The sequence below is a fragment of the Nocardia aobensis NBRC 100429 genome (assembly GCF_000308375.1).
Taxonomy (GTDB): domain Bacteria; phylum Actinomycetota; class Actinomycetes; order Mycobacteriales; family Mycobacteriaceae; genus Nocardia; species Nocardia aobensis.
Genome location: NZ_BAFQ01000147.1, coordinates 1 through 15,637, shown reverse-complemented (window position 1 = coordinate 15,637; position 15,637 = coordinate 1). Strand labels below are relative to the sequence as shown.

The 15,637-nt window shown below is 69.3% G+C and carries 14 protein-coding genes and 1 tRNA gene; 8 read left to right on the top strand and 7 right to left on the bottom strand.

All coding sequences use genetic code 11. The features are described 5' to 3' along the window. Positions 1-124: 124 nt before the first annotated feature. The 4 genes from RJ03_RS19050 to RJ03_RS19035 all read left to right on the top strand — a co-directional run bounded on the left by RJ03_RS19050 (position 125) and on the right by RJ03_RS19035 (position 6,363). On the top strand, positions 125-3,193 hold the full coding sequence (locus tag RJ03_RS19050) for an AfsR/SARP family transcriptional regulator (RefSeq protein WP_036504325.1): 3,069 nt from the start codon (positions 125-127) through the stop codon (positions 3,191-3,193). Positions 3,194-3,238: 45 nt separating this feature from the next. After that, entirely contained in the window at positions 3,239-4,453 is a 1,215-nt protein-coding gene (locus RJ03_RS19045; RefSeq protein ID WP_036504351.1) for an FAD-dependent monooxygenase, read from the top strand. 137 nt (positions 4,454-4,590) lie between these two features. Continuing rightward, a tRNA-Met gene (locus RJ03_RS19040) sits at positions 4,591-4,664 on the top strand. 130 nt (positions 4,665-4,794) lie between these two features. Next, positions 4,795-6,363: an HD domain-containing phosphohydrolase gene (locus tag RJ03_RS19035; protein ID WP_036504324.1), complete on the top strand. Its 1,569-nt coding sequence runs from the start codon at positions 4,795-4,797 to the stop codon at positions 6,361-6,363. Positions 6,364-6,374: 11 nt separating this feature from the next. Here RJ03_RS19035 and RJ03_RS19030 read toward each other — a convergent pair whose 3' ends face one another. Beyond that, positions 6,375-7,943, bottom strand: a complete 1,569-nt coding sequence (locus tag RJ03_RS19030) for an FAD-dependent monooxygenase (protein WP_051024868.1) — start codon at positions 7,941-7,943, stop codon at positions 6,375-6,377. Positions 7,944-8,212: 269 nt separating this feature from the next. Between RJ03_RS19030 and RJ03_RS19025 the strand changes: the two genes are divergently transcribed. Together RJ03_RS19025 and RJ03_RS19020 are read left to right on the top strand one after the other, a co-directional pair. Next, positions 8,213-8,791, top strand: coding sequence for a TetR/AcrR family transcriptional regulator (locus RJ03_RS19025; RefSeq protein WP_036504349.1), 579 nt, complete (start codon positions 8,213-8,215; stop codon positions 8,789-8,791). 90 nt (positions 8,792-8,881) lie between these two features. Continuing rightward, positions 8,882-9,616, top strand: a complete 735-nt coding sequence (locus RJ03_RS19020; RefSeq protein WP_218000980.1) for a hypothetical protein — start codon at positions 8,882-8,884, stop codon at positions 9,614-9,616. A gap of 1 nt (position 9,617) precedes the next feature. On the opposite strand, the gene RJ03_RS19015 is transcribed toward RJ03_RS19020, so the two are convergent. The 4 genes from RJ03_RS19015 to cynR all read right to left on the bottom strand — a co-directional run bounded on the left by RJ03_RS19015 (position 9,618) and on the right by cynR (position 12,220). Continuing rightward, on the bottom strand, positions 9,618-10,118 hold the full coding sequence (locus tag RJ03_RS19015; protein WP_036504322.1) for a nucleoside deaminase: 501 nt from the start codon (positions 10,116-10,118) through the stop codon (positions 9,618-9,620). A 37-nt stretch (positions 10,119-10,155) separates the two neighbouring features. Further along, positions 10,156-10,626 (bottom strand): cyanase, encoded by a 471-nt coding sequence (gene cynS, locus RJ03_RS19010; protein ID WP_036504321.1) that lies wholly within the window; start codon positions 10,624-10,626, stop codon positions 10,156-10,158. 50 nt (positions 10,627-10,676) lie between these two features. Further along, positions 10,677-11,267 (bottom strand): carbonic anhydrase, encoded by a 591-nt coding sequence (locus RJ03_RS19005; protein WP_036504347.1) that lies wholly within the window; start codon positions 11,265-11,267, stop codon positions 10,677-10,679. A 68-nt stretch (positions 11,268-11,335) separates the two neighbouring features. Then, positions 11,336-12,220 carry a transcriptional regulator CynR gene (cynR, locus tag RJ03_RS19000; RefSeq protein WP_036504319.1) on the bottom strand — a complete coding sequence of 295 codons (885 nt, stop codon included), beginning with the start codon at positions 12,218-12,220 and terminating at the stop codon, positions 11,336-11,338. Between the two features lie 114 nt (positions 12,221-12,334). Here cynR and RJ03_RS18995 point away from each other — a divergent pair, with 114 nt between their 5' ends. Further along, positions 12,335-12,799 carry a nucleoside deaminase gene (locus RJ03_RS18995; RefSeq protein ID WP_036504318.1) on the top strand — a complete coding sequence of 155 codons (465 nt, stop codon included), beginning with the start codon at positions 12,335-12,337 and terminating at the stop codon, positions 12,797-12,799. 40 nt (positions 12,800-12,839) lie between these two features. On the opposite strand, the gene RJ03_RS18990 is transcribed toward RJ03_RS18995, so the two are convergent. After that, a complete protein-coding gene (locus tag RJ03_RS18990; protein ID WP_036504316.1) occupies positions 12,840-13,736 on the bottom strand; it encodes a cation diffusion facilitator family transporter in 897 nt (298 codons plus the stop codon). A 156-nt stretch (positions 13,737-13,892) separates the two neighbouring features. Between RJ03_RS18990 and RJ03_RS18985 the strand changes: the two genes are divergently transcribed. After that, positions 13,893-14,738: an SDR family oxidoreductase gene (locus tag RJ03_RS18985; RefSeq protein WP_036504313.1), complete on the top strand. Its 846-nt coding sequence runs from the start codon at positions 13,893-13,895 to the stop codon at positions 14,736-14,738. Positions 14,739-14,774: 36 nt separating this feature from the next. On the opposite strand, the gene RJ03_RS18980 is transcribed toward RJ03_RS18985, so the two are convergent. Then, a partial coding sequence (locus RJ03_RS18980; RefSeq protein WP_051024867.1) for a LysR substrate-binding domain-containing protein occupies positions 14,775-15,637 on the bottom strand: 863 nt, incomplete at its 5' end.

The window sequence follows — 15,637 nt, the reverse complement described above, 5'->3', positions numbered from 1 at the left end:
TGGCTTCAGGCGTGCCACGAATTTCGGTACCCGTTCGAAATCAGGCGATCGAACATGACGCGGGCGGTGTCCGGCAGGCGCAGTGCGGTGCTCACCGGATTCATCGCAGGGCATACTCCAGATCGTGCGGTTCGGAATTCTCGGCTCGGTCGCGGTGCATCATGAGGACGGGACTCCGGTCGCGGTCGGGGGACCGCAGGTGCGGTCGTTGCTGGCTCTGCTCGCGTTGGAGGCCGGACAAACCATCGGCAGGGATCGGTTGATCGATGGTCTCTACGGGGAAAACCCGCCGGGGGATGCGGCGCACGCGCTGCAGTCCCAGGTGTCGCGGTTGCGACGGGCGTTGCGCGCGGGTGGTGTGGCCGTCGAATCGTCGGCTGCCGGGTATCGGCTCGCTGTCGATGCGGCCGCCGTCGACGCGCATCGGTTCCGACGTCTGGCCGAGCAGGGGCGAGAGTCGTTGCGCGACAAGGATTTCGCCGGGGTTGTCACCACCCTCGACGCGGCGCTGAGACTGTGGCGTGGTCCGGCGCTGGCCGATGTGCTGGACGCGCCGTTCGCGCCGGCGTGGGCCGCTCGGCTCGACGATCAGCGCTGCGCGGCCGTCGAAGATCGCGCCGAGGCCGCGCTGGCTCTGGGCGACCACCATGCTGTCGCGTCGGAGCTGCCCGACCTGCTTGCCACGCATCCGCTGCGTGAACGCGCGCGGGCTTTGCTCATGCACGGTTTGTATGCCACCGGGCGCCAGGCCGCCGCGTTGGAAGTGTTCGAGGAGGGCCGGCGCCTGCTGGCAGAGGAACTCGGCGCCGATCCCTCTCCGGAACTGGCCGAGGCGCACCTCGCCATCCTGCGGGCGCGTTCTTTTCCGAGCTCCGGCACAACCCCCGTGCCCGCGCAACTCACCAGCTTCGTGGGCCGCGACGAGGAACTGGCTCGACTGCTTCGGCTACTCGCGTCGACGCGGCTGGTGACGGTGGTCGGACCGGGCGGGACCGGGAAGACGAGGCTGGCCGTAGAGGCAGGCCGTCGCGAATCGGGTGAGACATGCTTCGTCGACCTGACCCCGCTTGCTGTCGGCGCCCCAGTGATCGGAGCCGTCGCCGACGCCCTCGGCGGCCGTACCGCGGGCCCGCACACCGTCGAACCCGAGAATCGCGTGGCCGCCATCCTGGCCGACCGGCCGATGCTGGTCATCTTCGACAACTGTGAACACGTGATCGCCGAGGTCGCCGACGTGGTCCATCACCTGTTGCGCGCCTGCCCTGAACTCCGCGTGCTGGCCACCAGTCGCGAGGCCCTGCGGATCACGGGCGAAAAGGTGTTTCCGCTCGGACAGCTGGCGGTGGCCGAAGCCGACGCGCCCGGACAACTGTCCGGGCCGGCAGTCCGGTTGTTCGCTGACCGCGCCGTCGCCGCCTGCCCGGATTTCGTCCTCGACGCCGGAACCATCGGCGCGGTCCGGCGGATCTGCGCACGACTGGACGGACTGCCGCTGGCGATCGAATTGGCGGCTGCCCGGTTGCGCTCGCTGAGTCTGGACGAGATCGATGCGCGGCTGGGCGACCGATTCCGGCTGCTGGGCCGTGGTGAGCGCACTGCGGCGCCGCGGCACCGCACGCTTCGCGCCGTCGTCGACTGGAGCTGGGAACTGCTCGATCCGGCCGAACGGCTACTCGCCCAACGGTTCACCGTGTTCGCCGGTGGTGCGACCATGACGGCGGTGCGGCGCGTCTGCGAGATGGACGACGCCGATGAACTGCTTCCGGCACTGGTCGAGAAGTCGCTGCTGGAATTCGGCGGGGGCCGCTACCGCATGCTGGAGACGATCCGGGAGTTCGCGCTGGAGCGCGCGATCGAAGCGGGGGAAGGTGACGCGCTGTGTGGTGCCCACGCTCGGTACTTCGCAGAATTCGCCGAACGCGCCGATCCGTTGCTGCGGGGTGCGCAACAGCTGGATTGGCTCGCTCGGCTGGATGCCGAGAACGCCAATCTGCAAGCGGCGCTGGCCTGGTCGGCGCGGTCGATGCCGACCCTGGCACTGCGACTGACAGCTGCCGCGGCGTGGTACTGGTGGCTCAGCGGGCGGCTCGAGAACGCCGCCGAGCCGGTGCGCGGTGTGCTGGCGTCGGCCGATTCGGCCGCGGATCCCGAGGAATATGCCTTATGCGTCGCGGTGGCCGCCCGTGCCGGCGCCCGGCCGATACCGGAGATCGAAACCGCGGCAACCGCTCTGACCACGGTAGACGGTCCGCTGCGCCGACCGTTCGTGGTATTGCTGCTCGCGCTGGCGGGCGGGTTTCTCGACGGCGACCCGCGATTCGGACCGGACCGGTGGTCGCAGGCCTTCGCTGGTCTCGGCGCCGGCCTGCGCCTGCTGATGGACGGCGACCCGCTCGCCGCCGAGCCCGAATTCCGTACCGCCGTGGAAGGTTTCCGCGCCGCCGGCGATCGCTGGGCTATCGGCTCGACCCTCGACAAACTCGCCACCATCGCGACTCTGCGCGGCGAATTCGACACCGCCCTCGATTATCTCGACGAGGCCGTCGCCATGGTCACCGAGCTGAATACGGTTGCCGACAACGCCGACCTGCTCAACCGCCGCGGTGATGTACTCGCCTGCCTCGCGGGGTCGAACGAACTCGCGTGCGAGTCCTACCGGGAGGCGGAACGGCTGGCCTGCGTGGCCGGTGCGCGCGATCTGCGCGCGAATGCGATTCGCGGGCTCGCGGATCTGGCCAGGGGCGCGGGAGATCACGAGCAGGCCCGGGACTGCTACCACCGGGCTCTGACGATATGTCCGGAAGGGACGGTGGCCGCGGCCGAGGCACGGGCGCGGTCCCTCATCGGTCTGGGCCGCATCGCGTGCTCGGAAGGTGATGCTGGGCAAGCCGTTTCGTTCCACCGCGTCGCTTTCGAGGTGGCGTGGTCGGTAGGGCATCGACCGGTAGCAGCCGATGCGGTCGCGGGCATCGCGGAGACCGCGGTACGGACCGGGGATGTCGAACGCGCCGCCGAGCTGGTCGGGGTGGCCGAGCACCTGCGTGGCGTATCCGCCTCGGGCGCCACGGAACTGGCCGGGATCGCGGCGGAATGCGGCGCGAGTCTGGGCGAGGACCGGCTGCGGGCGGCCCGGCGCCGCGGTGCCGAAACCTCCGACGACCGGCTTCTCGATCTGCTCGGTGAGCGGCGGTGAGCCGACGGTGCGTGGTTGGTGAGCGGTTCCGGCGAGGCTTTGTTCATGACTTCGACATCGCCATTGGCCAACAAAACCGTTCTGATCTCCGGTGCGAGCATCGCCGGCCCCGCCCTGGCCTACTGGCTCGCACGGTACGGATTCACCGTAACCGTCGTGGAGCAGGCGCCGGCACTGCGTGAGGGCGGCTACAAGGTCGACATACGTGGTGCGGCTATGGAGGTGATCCGGCGGATGGGTCTGCTCGACGAGATTCGCCGCGCCTCCACCGACATTCGCGGCGGCGCATGGGTGAACGCTGCCGGTAAGCCGCTGGCTACCCTGGACGCCGATTTGATCGGGCTGCGCAATCCGGGTGACGACGAGGTCCTGCGCGGCGATCTGGCCCGCATCCTTTTCGATGCCACGAAGGGCGATGTGGAGTACCGCTTCGGCGATTCGATCACCGACCTCACGCAATACGACAACGGCGTAGCGGTCCGCTTCCGGCACGCCGAACCTCAGATGTTCGACCTGGTCATCGGCGCGGATGGCCTGCATTCGACGGTGCGTCGCCTCGCCTTCGGGCCCGAGGACGAGTTCGTGCGGCACACCGGGACCATGGCGTGCGTGATCACGGTGCCGAACTATCTGAATCTTGATCACTGGGAGCTGCTCCACCCGACTCCCGGCCGGATCGTCCAGATGTACAGCACCCACGAAAGCACGGCCAAAGCGCAGTTCATCTTCCCCGCGCCCGGACAGCTGCCGGACCGCCGAGACGTCGCCGCGCAGCGCAGGGTGGTCGCCGAAGCGTTCGCCGACGGCGGCTGGGAGACTTCGACGCTGGTGCGTGCGATGGCCGATTCACCCGACTTCTACTTCGATTCGGTCAGTCAGATCCATCTCGAGAATTGGGCGGATCGTCGAGTGGCGCTCGTCGGAGACGCTGCGTACTGCCCGTCACCGCTGTCGGGACAGGGCACCAGCATGGCCCTTGTCGGTGCGTATGTGCTGGCGGGAGAACTGAAATCGGCGGCCGGGGCGCACGAGGCCGGATTCGACGCCTACCGACGCAGGGCGGGTGGGTATGTCGAACGTAACCTCACCCTCGGCTGGAACAACGCAACCGGCATGGTGGCGGGCAGCACTCGGGCCATCCGCATGCAAACCACGATGTTGCGCCTGCTGCGACACCTGCCGTGGAAAGGCCTGGCGCTGCGGCCGATCACCAAACCGCTGGCCGAGGCCGCCAACGCCATCGAATTGGTCGACTACTGAGCGAGGTCGGTAGTCCGGGCGACACGCCTCCGGCCGCCGGTGCGCCCTGAAAAGACAATTCGACGGAACGACGATCCACGCCTTTCACCAGGCGTTTTGGTTTTCTCCGCACGGTTGCGTAGGGTTGGACATACCGACGCGGGGTGGAGCAGCTCGGTAGCTCGCTGGGCTCATAACCCAGAGGTCGCAGGTTCAAATCCTGTCCCCGCTACTAGGGAGTGCGGTCCCGGAACCACTGGTTCCGGGACCGTTTTTCGTCGGTCCGGTGTCGCGAGGAAGCGCCTCGCTCGCGCCGTGCCGGAGCCGGTCCGGAGGCGGCGATCGCGGCCTATGCTCGCACCATGACGCGCGACGCTCGGGATGCGGGTGTTTCGCTGGCCGCCCTGCTGGCCGCGTTCTCGTTCGCGATGGATCTCGGCCTGGGGCAGCCGATGGCGCATGTGCTGCGATCGTGGCGGTTGGCTTCGCGCCTCGGCGAGCGACTCGGACTCGACCCTGGGGAACGCTCCGATCTGTTCTACACCGCCGTGCTGGCGTGGGCCGGGTGCGTGGCCGACGCACCCGAGGTGGCCGCATGGTTCGGTGACGACATCGCCTTTCGCGCCGACAGCTACAAGGTGGATCTGCGCGGTGTGAACGGCGCCGTCTTCTTCCTCGGCCACGCCGGGTCCTCCGGACCGCTCACCCAGCGGGTGCGCAAGACGGTGAAGATCGCGGCGCAAGGCGGTCGCGATATCGAGCGGGGGCTGATGGCGCACTGCCTCACCACATCGACGATGGCGGACCGGCTCGGGCTCGATCCCGCCGTAGGTGATTCGCTGCGGCAGTTCTTCGCGCGCTGGGACGGCAAGGGCGTGCCGGGTGGGATCGGCGGGGATCGCATCGGGCTCGGCATGCGGCTGTTCCATCTCGCCGACGTCGTCGAGGTTCTGCATCGCGAGGCCGGTATCGACGCCGCGGTCGATGCCGCGCGCTCCCGGCGCGGCACCCACTTCGATCCCGCCGTGGTGGACGCGTTCTGCGCCTCGGCGCGCGAGTTGCTCGCCGACGGGGACGCCGAACCGGACTACGGCGAACTCATCGCCGCCGATCCGGCGCTACGGCGCAATCTGACCAACGCGGAACTGGATTCGGCGCTCGAGGTGGTCGCCGACTTCACCGATCTGCGCTCGCCCTATCGCGCCGGGCATTCCCGTGGTGTCGCCGATCTGGCCGCCCGTGCCGCGGCCGCGGCCGGGCTTCCCGACGCCGACATCACCCTGGTGCGCCGCGCGGCGTTGGTGCACGACATCGGATTGCACGGCGTCCCGGCCACGATTCTGGACAAGCCGGGGCCGCTCACCGTGACCGAACGCGAACGACTGCGGATGAACTCGTACTACACCGAGCGGGTGCTGTCGCGCCCGGCCGCGCTGTCGCGCATCGGGGCGCTCGCGGCCCTCGTCTACGAGCGCCTCGACGGTTCCGGAGCGCATCGCGGACTGACCGCCCCGGCGATTCCCGTCGCGGCACGCATACTGGCCGCGGCCGATACCTATCGAGCGGTATCCGAGCCACGCGCCTATCGAGAGGCCCTGCCGCCCAAGCGAATTGTCGCCGAGCTGCGCGACGAGGTCCGCGCCGGGCGGCTCGACGCGGGGGCGGTCGACGCGGTCCTCGACGCGGCCGGGCGGCCCCGCGGCAAGCGCCGCTCCGGGCCCGACGGCCTCACACCCCGCGAAATGGAAGTCCTCGTCCTGATCGCCCGCGGCGCCTCGACGCGCGAGGTCGCCCGCGCGCTCGGTATCACGCCGAAGACCGCGGGCACCCATATCGAACGCATCTACGTCAAGACCGGATCGTCCACCCGGTCGACCGCCACCCTCTACGCCGTGCAGCACGGCCTGCTGGACACCCTGGCCGCCGACTGAGTAGTCCCGGCTCAGGGACGCGCCGCCCCGGCCGGGATGCCGGGTTCCACGGGCGCGCCGAACCACGACCTCAGCGCTGTCCGCAGGCCGGATCCGGCGGTGTCCGCGGGTTCGCCGACGGCCGCCGCCCAGGCGATGTGCGCATCCGGGCGGATGAGGAGGGCGTCGGCGGGCCGATCGGCGGTCTCGACGGTACGAATCTCGATGCGGTGCTTCCATTCTCGTGCCGCCGCGCGCAGTTCCGGCCGATCGGCCAGATCGAGCAGGACGGGCCGCGTGTCCGGCAGCAGTGCGGTGCTGCCCTCGCCGGTGCTGCCTTCGCCGGGGCGCAGGGCCAGGTTCGGCGCGAAGGTACCGGTCAAGGCGTGACCGTTCGGGTTGGGCAGTTCGTAGCGGATGTCGGCGCCGGCGATGAGCGCGCCCATGCGCCGCAGGGGCTGGTCGTCGGTGAGCAGCTCCTGAAAGACCGTTCGCAGCGCTTCGGCTGCCGGGTCGTGCCCACGCCGCAGCGCCACCTGCGCACGGGTGTGCAGCATGGTCCGCGCCCCCGCGAAATACCGTTCGTCGTGATAGGTGTCCAGCAGTCCGTCCGGCGCCCAGCCCTGAACGTCGGCGGCCAGCTTCCAGGCCAGATTGACCGCGTCGAGCATGCCGGCGTTGAGGGCCACGCCCGTGGCCGGGAACAGATGGGCCGCGTCGCCGGCGAGCAGGATCCGGCCGTCGCGGTAGCGTTCGGCCTGCCGGGCCTCGAAGGTGAAACGGGACAGCCGATATGTCTGCGCCACAGGAAGTTCCGCGCCGAGCACGCGGTGAATGCTGTCCCGAAGCTCGGCCACGGTCATCGGCATGTCGTCGTCGTACTCGACCGCCTCGTCCTCGGTCGTGTAGACCGACAGCATCTCCGAGGTGGGCGAGACGCCCAGCCCGAACAGCCCGCGGTCGGTGCGCGTGAAACCCGCCCGGATGATCCCGACGCCGTCGACGTCGAGGTCGCCGTTGTCCAGCCGGGTCACCGAATCGGGCACCGTGATCTGGGCCAGCCGGTTGACCTCCGGATAGACGGTGCCGGGGAACGGGATTCCCGCCATGTCCCGGACCCCGCTGCGGGCGCCGTCGCAGCCCACCAGGTAGCGGGCGGTCACCCGGTATGTCCCGTCCGGACCCTGCACCTGCGCGGTGACCGCGTCGGCGTCCTGCGTCACGTCCAGCACCCGGTGTCCGCGCCGGATGTCGACGCCGAGTTCACCGGCGCGTTCGCCGAGTAGCCGCTCGAGCTGCTGTTGCGGCAGCGGCAAGGCGTGCAGCGGAGATTCGGCGAGGGAGGTCAGGTCGACATGGACACCGCCGAACGGGAACCGCGGTGCCGGAATCGGATCGGTGCAGGCCGATTCGAAGCGGTCCAGCAGACCCCGGTAGCGCAACAATTCGAGAATCTGCCCACCGAGCCCGCCGGCCTTCGGAGTGTCGCGAGGGCGCGGATGCCGTTCCAGCACCAGCGGCCGGACGCCGGCCGACCGCAGTTCGGCGGCCAGCATCAGGCCGGTGGGGCCCGCGCCCACGATGATCACATCGGTATACATTCCACTCCCATCCCGGCCGTTTACGGCCGGTCGAACGATTCGGACACCTGGCACTGTCGTGCGTTACCGCGCCCCGTGCCTGCCGTGCCGGGGCCAGCCGCCCTTGGACTGGGTGACCGTGCGCGGAGGCACGGGACGCGTGACGAAGCGTCGCTGATCGGCCTGGGCCGGGAAGGTGCTGCGTTGCTTTCGCATATCGGTACCGCCTCAGGTGTAGTACTCTGATCGAAGTGTTTTGAACCGTAGTACTACAGATGGAGTGGTGTCAAGTGGTGCGCACGAATCCGGAACGCCGGCAGGCTCTGCTGGACGCGTCGATCGAGGTTCTGGCCCGGGAGGGGGCCCGCGGACTGACCTTCCGGGCGGTGGACCAGGAGGCGGGAGTCCCGGCGGGAACGGCGTCCAACTACTTCCCCAACCGGGACGCGCTGCTCGTTCAGGTCGGCAACCGCTATTACGAGCGGCTGATCCCGAGCGAGGAAGCGATGGCGAAATCGCGCGGACCGCAGACCCGCGAGAGCATGACCGAACTCATGACCGAGGTGGTCGAGCGCGTCTTCCATTTCCGCACCGGCTATCTCGCGATTCTCGAACTGCGGCTGGAGGCCACCCGCCGTCCCGAACTGCAGGCGCTGCTGACCGAGCGAGTCCGCGCGGACCTGGACTTCAACATCGCCAACTTCCGGGAGTCGCAGTTGCCCGGCGATGAGGACGCCGTGGTGCTGCTGTACCTCGCCTTGAACTGGCTCATCCTCGAACGGCTCACGCTCCCCGGCATTTTCGACGAGCGGCGCGCCGCGGAACTGGTGCGCACGATCGTGGAGCGTGCCATTCCCGTCGCAGGTTGACCGGCATTTGTCGGGAGAACACCCGACGACAGGGACCCGCGTCGCGCCTAGCGTTCGTAGGACGAACGACGCACGAATCGAGGTTTCGCAATGTCGACAGCCACACTCGATCTGGCATCCCGGTTGAGCGATCTACCGCGGCGGCGGGGCCGCGCGCCGTGGCCGGACCACGAATACGTCAAGGGCTGGGGCGTTTTCGGCCTTCCGTTCGACAGCGGCCACGTGCTCGCCCTCCGGGTCTTCCCCGAGAACGACTTCGGCCCCTACGTCACGGTGTGGCACCGCGATCCGGAAGGCCGCTGGTCGATCTTCGTCGACGGCGACCGGCTCGAGACCGCCTGCCCTCGCTACTACGGCCCGGCCTGCACCTACACCGGATTCGCCACGATCACCGTGGCATGGACCGGTCCGGCCTCGCTGCGGGTCACCGTCGACCGGCCGGCTCTGGAATGGACCCTGACCGCATACGACACGCCGGCGCTGCGCGCGCTCAACGCCGCCGGGAAGCGCATGCCGCTGATCACCTGGCGGTGGCGTCCGCTGGTCCGCGCCCGGGAGAAAGCCGCTGCCGCACTGGGTTTGGGCCGGCTCCCGATGACCGGCGTCATGCCCAGCGGTCACACGGGAACGCTCATGCCCCAGCAGATGTATTTCGTCGCGCGGTCGGCGGCGACCCTCGACGGCCGCGATCTCGGACGTCCCACCCGCCTGGACACGAACCCGCGCATCGGCGATGTCGCCCTTCCCGCCCGCGGCGTGCTCGCCGTCGGCCAGGCGATGTGGGAGATCCCCGAGTTCGCACCGCCCGTACCGCGGCCGCACTGATTCACTCGGCCGTCGGCGCTCCCGCCACCCGGCGCTCGCCGTTGTTGCGTTCCTGCCAGCGGCGGTAGACGTCGACCGCATCGGCGCGAGGTTCGTGGCGCATCGGCAGGCGGCGCTGATCCCACGGTTGTGCGAATTCGTCGTAGAAGGTGTTCAGCTCGAAGTACTTCCGGTCGTCGACGTAGTGCGGAGCGTAGGCCTCGCGGGTGGTGAGGAAGACGACCTCGTCGGGGGAGCAGTAGTACAGCGCGCCCAGGCACATCGGGCAGGGCAGGGCGAGGATGTAGATCGTGGTTCCGGCCAGATGTTCGGTGCCGAGGGCGGTGCAGGCCTGGCGGATCGCGAGGATCTCCGCGTGTGCGGTCGGGTCGGCGGTCTGCGCGACCAAGTTGGGGCTTTCGGCGAGAATTTCCCCGTCCTTGACGATGACCGTCGCGAACGGCCGGCCGCCCTCCTCGACGTTGCGGCGGGCCAGATCGATGGTGCGTTGTGCGAAATCCATTGCACTCCTTGTTGAGTCGAGTTCGATAAGTGGGTGCTCAGAAGGGCTTGGTGGGCAGGTACTTGCCGTCCAGCGTGATCACGGCGCGTTCGCCGCCCTCCGGATCGGGCACCTTGCGCACGTCGAGCTTGAAGTTGATGGCGCTGATGATGCCGTCGCCGAACTGCTCGTGGACCAGCGCCTTGAGCGTGGTGCCGTACACCTGCAGCATTTCGTAGAAGCGGTAGATCGTCGGATCCGTCGGCACACCACCCGGAATCGACCCGCGGGTCGGGATGGTCTGCAGCAGCGCCGCCGCCTCGTCGCCCAGCCCTAGCAGCTCGGCCACGGCCTCCGCGGACTGTTTCGGCAAAGGGTGCTGCCCGAGGATCGCCGCGGTCACGAAGGCCGTCGAATAGCCGGCGGCGTCGGCGATCTGCTGCCAGGTGAGATCCTTGGCGATCTTGGCCTCGACCGCCGTCACGGCCAGCGCTTGGCGGGCGGCCGGATCGAATTGTGCGTGCACCATAGGGTTTTCCTTTCTTCGGTCCGCCGTATCGCACGGCGGCACAGGGGGTTTCAGGCGGCGAGGGTCCGGTCGGATCCGGCCGGATCGATCACCGTGACGGTGCCGGTGCCGATATCGAAGACCCAGCCTGCGACGGTGACGGCGCCGGTCGACAACGCGCGCGCCACCGCCGGGTGGGTGGCCAGATTCGCTTGCTGAGCAACGACATTCGCGCGAATCAACGACGCGATCGCCTCCGAGCCCGGGCGGGCCGCGGCGGCATCGGCATGCCGGAGCCAGGCGGCGACGGTCGGCATCGCGCTGAGATCGTGGCGTTCGGCCAGCGCCGTCATCGCCCCGCAGCCGGAGTGCCCGCACACCACGATGCGTTCGACGCCCAGCACCGCGACGGCGTATTCGATACTGGCCGCCACGCCGTCGGCGCCCGGCCCGTACGCGGGGACGAGATTGCCGGCGGTGCGCACGACGAACAGCTCACCGGGTTCGCTGCTGGTGATCAGTTCGGGCACGACACGTGCGTCGGAGCACCCGATGAACAGGGTGCCGGGCGTATGCGTGGTGGTGAGCTGGGCGAACAACTCCGCCTTGGCGGGGAAGACGGCGTCGCGGAAGTGCGTGACGCCGGTGGTGAGGTCATGCATGAGACCAGCCTGCATGACCAGTAGCTATAGGGTCCAATACTTGTATCGGATCGCAACTATAGATGCGATCAATAATCTTGCGCGGTCGCGTGGATCGCGCTGGTGAACGCGCGGGCCGCGGCCGAGTGGTAGGCGGTGTGGCGGCGCAGTAACTCCACCGTGCGGATCGGCAGGGGAGGGTCCAGGGCTATCGGGTGCAGATCGGCATGTGCCCGCGTGATCGCATCCGGCAGTACCGTGGCGAGCGATCCGCGCCGGACGAATTCCAGCAGTGCGCTGATCGAATTCGCCTCGACCGCGATATCCGGAGCGACACCGCATTCGTCGAAGTATCGGTCGATATGCAGGCGGGTGGCGAAGTCCGCACTCAGCAGCCCCAGCGGGATGCCGGCCAGCGCCCCGGCCGGCAGTGGTTGCGCGGCAGTGGCGAACGGATGGTCCGAGCCGACGACCAGGCCGAGTTTCTCGGTGAACAGTGCGGTGTGCTCGACCCCCGCGGCGTGCGCGCCGGCGAAGGCGATCCCGAGATCGAGCCGGTCGGCGAGCAGATCCGCCTCGATCGCATCCTGGGTCGTCTCGCGAAGGGTGAGGCTGATTCCCGGATGCTCGGAACGGAACCGGTGTACGAGCGGTCCGATCAGATAGGCGGTGAAGGTCGGCGTCGTCGCCACCCGCAGATGGCCGCGGGACAGATCCTGGACGTCGTGCACCGCGCGTTCGCCGGCCTCCAGATCGCGCAGTGCGAGCCGGGCATGGCGCGCATACGCCTGCCCGGCATCGGTCAGCCGGACCGTGCGGCCGGAGCGGTCGAGCAGTACCACGCCCAGCACCCGCTCGAGCTGTTTGATCTGCTGCGACAGCGTCGGCTGCGAGATGTGCAGGGATTCCGCGGCGCGGGTGAAGTTGCCGTGGTCGGCGACCGCCAGCAGATACCGGATGTGGCGCAACTCCATCGGCCAACTATAGGTCGCGCCAATGGCGATGATGGGCACGGTGACTTGGACACTATCGGTCCTGTTCGGCATGCTGGCGATAGCACCGCGCAGCCGATCGAAGCGAGGACAGCGATGAACCACGACAGCGAGAACCTGCGCCGGGCGATCGCCCTCGGCGAGGAGGCCGGCCGCCGGGGCAACCGCCCGTTCGGCGCCGTACTCGTGGCCGCGGACGGGACGGTCGTCGCCGAGGGACGCAACGAGGTCGCCACCTCCGGTGTGGTCACCGCACATGCGGAACTCACCGCACTCGGGGCCGCGGGGCCCGCCGCGGCCGGCGCCACCGTCTACGCCAGTGGAGAACCATGCCCGATGTGCAGTGCCGCGCTGGTATGGGCCGGTGTCGCCCGCATCGTCTTCGCCGCGGCGGAAGCCGACTTCAGCGCGATCATCGGCGGGCATCCGCGGTTCGCCCTCGGCTGCGCGGCGGTTGTCGCCGCCAGTGATGCCGAGATCGCCGTCTCGGGACCGCATCTGGGCGACGAGGCGCTCGTCCCGTTCCGTCGGTACGTCGAAACCGTCGAGGAGACAGCATGATCGGCGCTGCACCGGGGCGGTTGCGCCGGATGCGAGCCGCTCAGCGCGCCCACTCCACCCACCGGCGATCCGCGGTGAACACCACCGACGTCGAGTGCTGGTAGTTCCGGGCATTCAGCTGGGCGTCGATATCGGCGCGGATGGCGTCGAAGGATTCGACGGTGCGTTCGGGGGTCCGGGGATCGAGAACGAAGGCGAGTTCCAGATCGAGGCGGCTACCCACGGTGGAGGCGCGAACGAAGGATGCGGCGAAGCCGTGGTCGGCGCGGACCCGGTCGCACAGCCGCTCGACGTCGGTGACCACCGAGTGCGGGGCGGCCATGGTGAGAATTTCGCGAAAAGCGGAGCGGAACAGCCGGATCGGGATCCAGAGATAGGCCAGGGACACGATGATCACCAGCGCGGGATCGACGTAGCGTGCGATGTCGTCGCGGCCGGCGGCCTCCAATGCCACCGCCGCGCCGAATCCGGCCAGGGTGATCAGGCTGAAGGCGGCGTCGCCGCCCCATTCGGCGGCCTCCGCCCGGACCAGCCCCGAACCGGAGCGTCCGGCCCGCCACAACACCAGCGCCACCAGCACACTGAGCAGTGACGCGGTGATCGCGTACGCCAGCGCGGAGACGGCCGAGACGGCCCGGCCGCCGTGCAGGATCTCCCGCACCGCGTTCACCGATCCGTAGACGCACAGTCCGCCCAGGGCGGTCGAGCGCACCACGATGACGACCGGCTCCCAGGTCTCGCGCCCCCACGGATACGACGCGTCTGCCCCCTTCGCGACGGTCCGCTGCGCCGCCACCGACACCGCCGAAAGCGCGATGCCCACAAGGGAATACAACCCGTCGAACACGATCATCTGCGATCCCGCCGCCAGCCCCCACGCCAGCGAGACCACCACGAACACCACCGAGGCCCACATCGAGAACACGAGCGCGCGCATGCGCTCACGCTACGACCGGTCTGTCACCGGCGGACCGATTCACCCCGGGAACCGGATAGGTGTCGCGGCCCGCGTTCGCTCTTCGGAGATCGTCGATTGACGAGGTTTCGTTAGCCGCCTAATGTTTATCGATAGGCGGCTAACGATTGGAGTGAAATGATACTGGTAACCGGCGCGACTGGACATATCGGCCGAGAGCTTGTGGCCGCACTCGACAGAACGGGTGCGGCGATGCGCTTGTTCGTCCGAGACCCGGCGCGCGCCGCCGATCTTTCGTCCGCCGCCGAACGCGTGGTCGGCGACCTGACGGACCCGGCGGCGTTGCGGGCGGCGTGCGAGGGGATCGACTCGCTGTTCCTGCTCGTTCCGGGACTGGCGGTGGAGCCCGCGCGGCATGCGGTGGCGGCGGCGCGGCACGCCGGTATCCGGCATCTGGTGCTGGTGTCGTCGTACAACGTGCTGGGCGATCCGATGCCGGCCATGGGGCGCTGGCACCGCGAACGAGAGGAGATCGTCGGTAGCTCCGGCATTTCCGCGACGATCCTGCGCCCCGGGGGATTCATGACCAACGCGCTGGAGTGGGCGGCCGATATCCGCGCCGGCCGGCCGGTATTCGATCCGTCCGGGCCCGGCCGCTACGCGCCGATCGACCCCGCCGATATCGCGGCGGTCGCGGCGATCGCGCTCACCGAGCCGGGGCACGACACCACCTACTGTCTCACCGGCGAGCAGACCTTCACCATCGGAGAACAGGTCGCGGTGCTGGCCGGCGCGATCGGCCGCCCGATCGCGGTCGAAACCGCCACCACCGCCGAGGAGGCCGTCCGCTCCCGCTATCCCCAGGGGGCGCCACCGGCCCTGGCGGCAGCGATCCTGGAGGGATTCACGCTGATGCGCGCCGACACCGTCGGTCTGCGGACCGATACGGTGCGGCGGTTGCTCGGCCGCGCACCCCGAACCTTCGCCGACTGGTGCGACCGCAACCGCGACCGATTCCGTTGAAGGACAACGGTTTCGGCGCGGCGAGCGCGGGTCGGGCTACGGCGGCGAGTTCGTTCGCGAACCCGCGGGGTTCGGGCGCAGCCGCCCCCGCATCTCGCTGGTGAGGGCTGCCGCGCTATCGCGCAACGCCTCGATGAACGCATCGGTCGCCGCCGAGGGAGCGGTGCTCTGTTCTCCCCGAGTCGCTGCGCGCGGTGCCATCCGCACCACCCGGGTGGGACGCACCGCGGCCGGGTGATCGATCCTGACCAGCGCGATATTCGCGGGCACCACCGGCGCCGCGATACCGGGCACCACGGTGATGCCCGAACCCGCCGCGACCAGACCCAGTTTCGCGATCCAATCCCGCGCGACGAAGGCGATATCGGGTTCGTGCCGGGAATCGCGCCACGCGCCCAGCAGGGTGCTGCCGCGCTCGGTACTGCCCGCGATCCAGCGTTCGTCACGAAATTCCGCCGGAGCCGCACTGATCCGCCCGGCCAGCCGGTGGTTCGACGGCACCGCGACCAGCAGCGGATCGTCGAGCAGCACTTCCACCTCCATATCGGCGGCGAGCGTGCCGGTCTCGGTGACGACGGCCAGGTCCAGCCGGCCGCGCGCCACCGCGGTGAGCAGGCGCGCAGTGGTGCCCTCGCGCAGCGGCACCCGCGCCGACGTCGCTGCCACCGCTCGCGGCACCAGTGCGGCCATCGCGGTCGAGAACGCGCCGACACGCACGGTCGCGGGCGGTCCCGCGGTCAGGCGATCCAGTTGATCGCGGGTGCTGTCGAGTTCGGCCAGCACCGCTTCGGCGTGGCGGATCACGATCTGCCCGGCCGCGGTCGGTGCGACGCCGCGCGCCAGCCGGTCGAACAGCGGATGCCCCGCGGCCTGTTCCATCAGCGAAATCTGCCGGGACA

Bases quoted from the DNA above. Each gene is read 5' to 3' on its own strand.
- RJ03_RS19030 (WP_051024868.1), bottom strand. From the start codon at position 7,943: ATGTATACCGATGTGATCATCGTGGGCGCGGGCCCCACCGGCCTGATG.
- RJ03_RS19020 (WP_218000980.1), top strand. From the start codon at position 8,882: ATGTCGACAGCCACACTCGATCTGGCATCCCGGTTGAGCGATCTACCG.
- cynS (WP_036504321.1), bottom strand. From the start codon at position 10,626: ATGGTGCACGCACAATTCGATCCGGCCGCCCGCCAAGCGCTGGCCGTG.
- cynR (WP_036504319.1), bottom strand. From the start codon at position 12,220: ATGGAGTTGCGCCACATCCGGTATCTGCTGGCGGTCGCCGACCACGGC.
- RJ03_RS18990 (WP_036504316.1), bottom strand. From the start codon at position 13,736: ATGCGCGCGCTCGTGTTCTCGATGTGGGCCTCGGTGGTGTTCGTGGTG.
- RJ03_RS19015 (WP_036504322.1), bottom strand. From the start codon at position 10,118: ATGGATTTCGCACAACGCACCATCGATCTGGCCCGCCGCAACGTCGAG.
- RJ03_RS19045 (WP_036504351.1), top strand. From the start codon at position 3,239: ATGACTTCGACATCGCCATTGGCCAACAAAACCGTTCTGATCTCCGGT.
- RJ03_RS19035 (WP_036504324.1), top strand. From the start codon at position 4,795: ATGACGCGCGACGCTCGGGATGCGGGTGTTTCGCTGGCCGCCCTGCTG.
- RJ03_RS19005 (WP_036504347.1), bottom strand. From the start codon at position 11,267: ATGCATGACCTCACCACCGGCGTCACGCACTTCCGCGACGCCGTCTTC.
- RJ03_RS18995 (WP_036504318.1), top strand. From the start codon at position 12,335: ATGAACCACGACAGCGAGAACCTGCGCCGGGCGATCGCCCTCGGCGAG.
- RJ03_RS18985 (WP_036504313.1), top strand. From the start codon at position 13,893: ATGATACTGGTAACCGGCGCGACTGGACATATCGGCCGAGAGCTTGTG.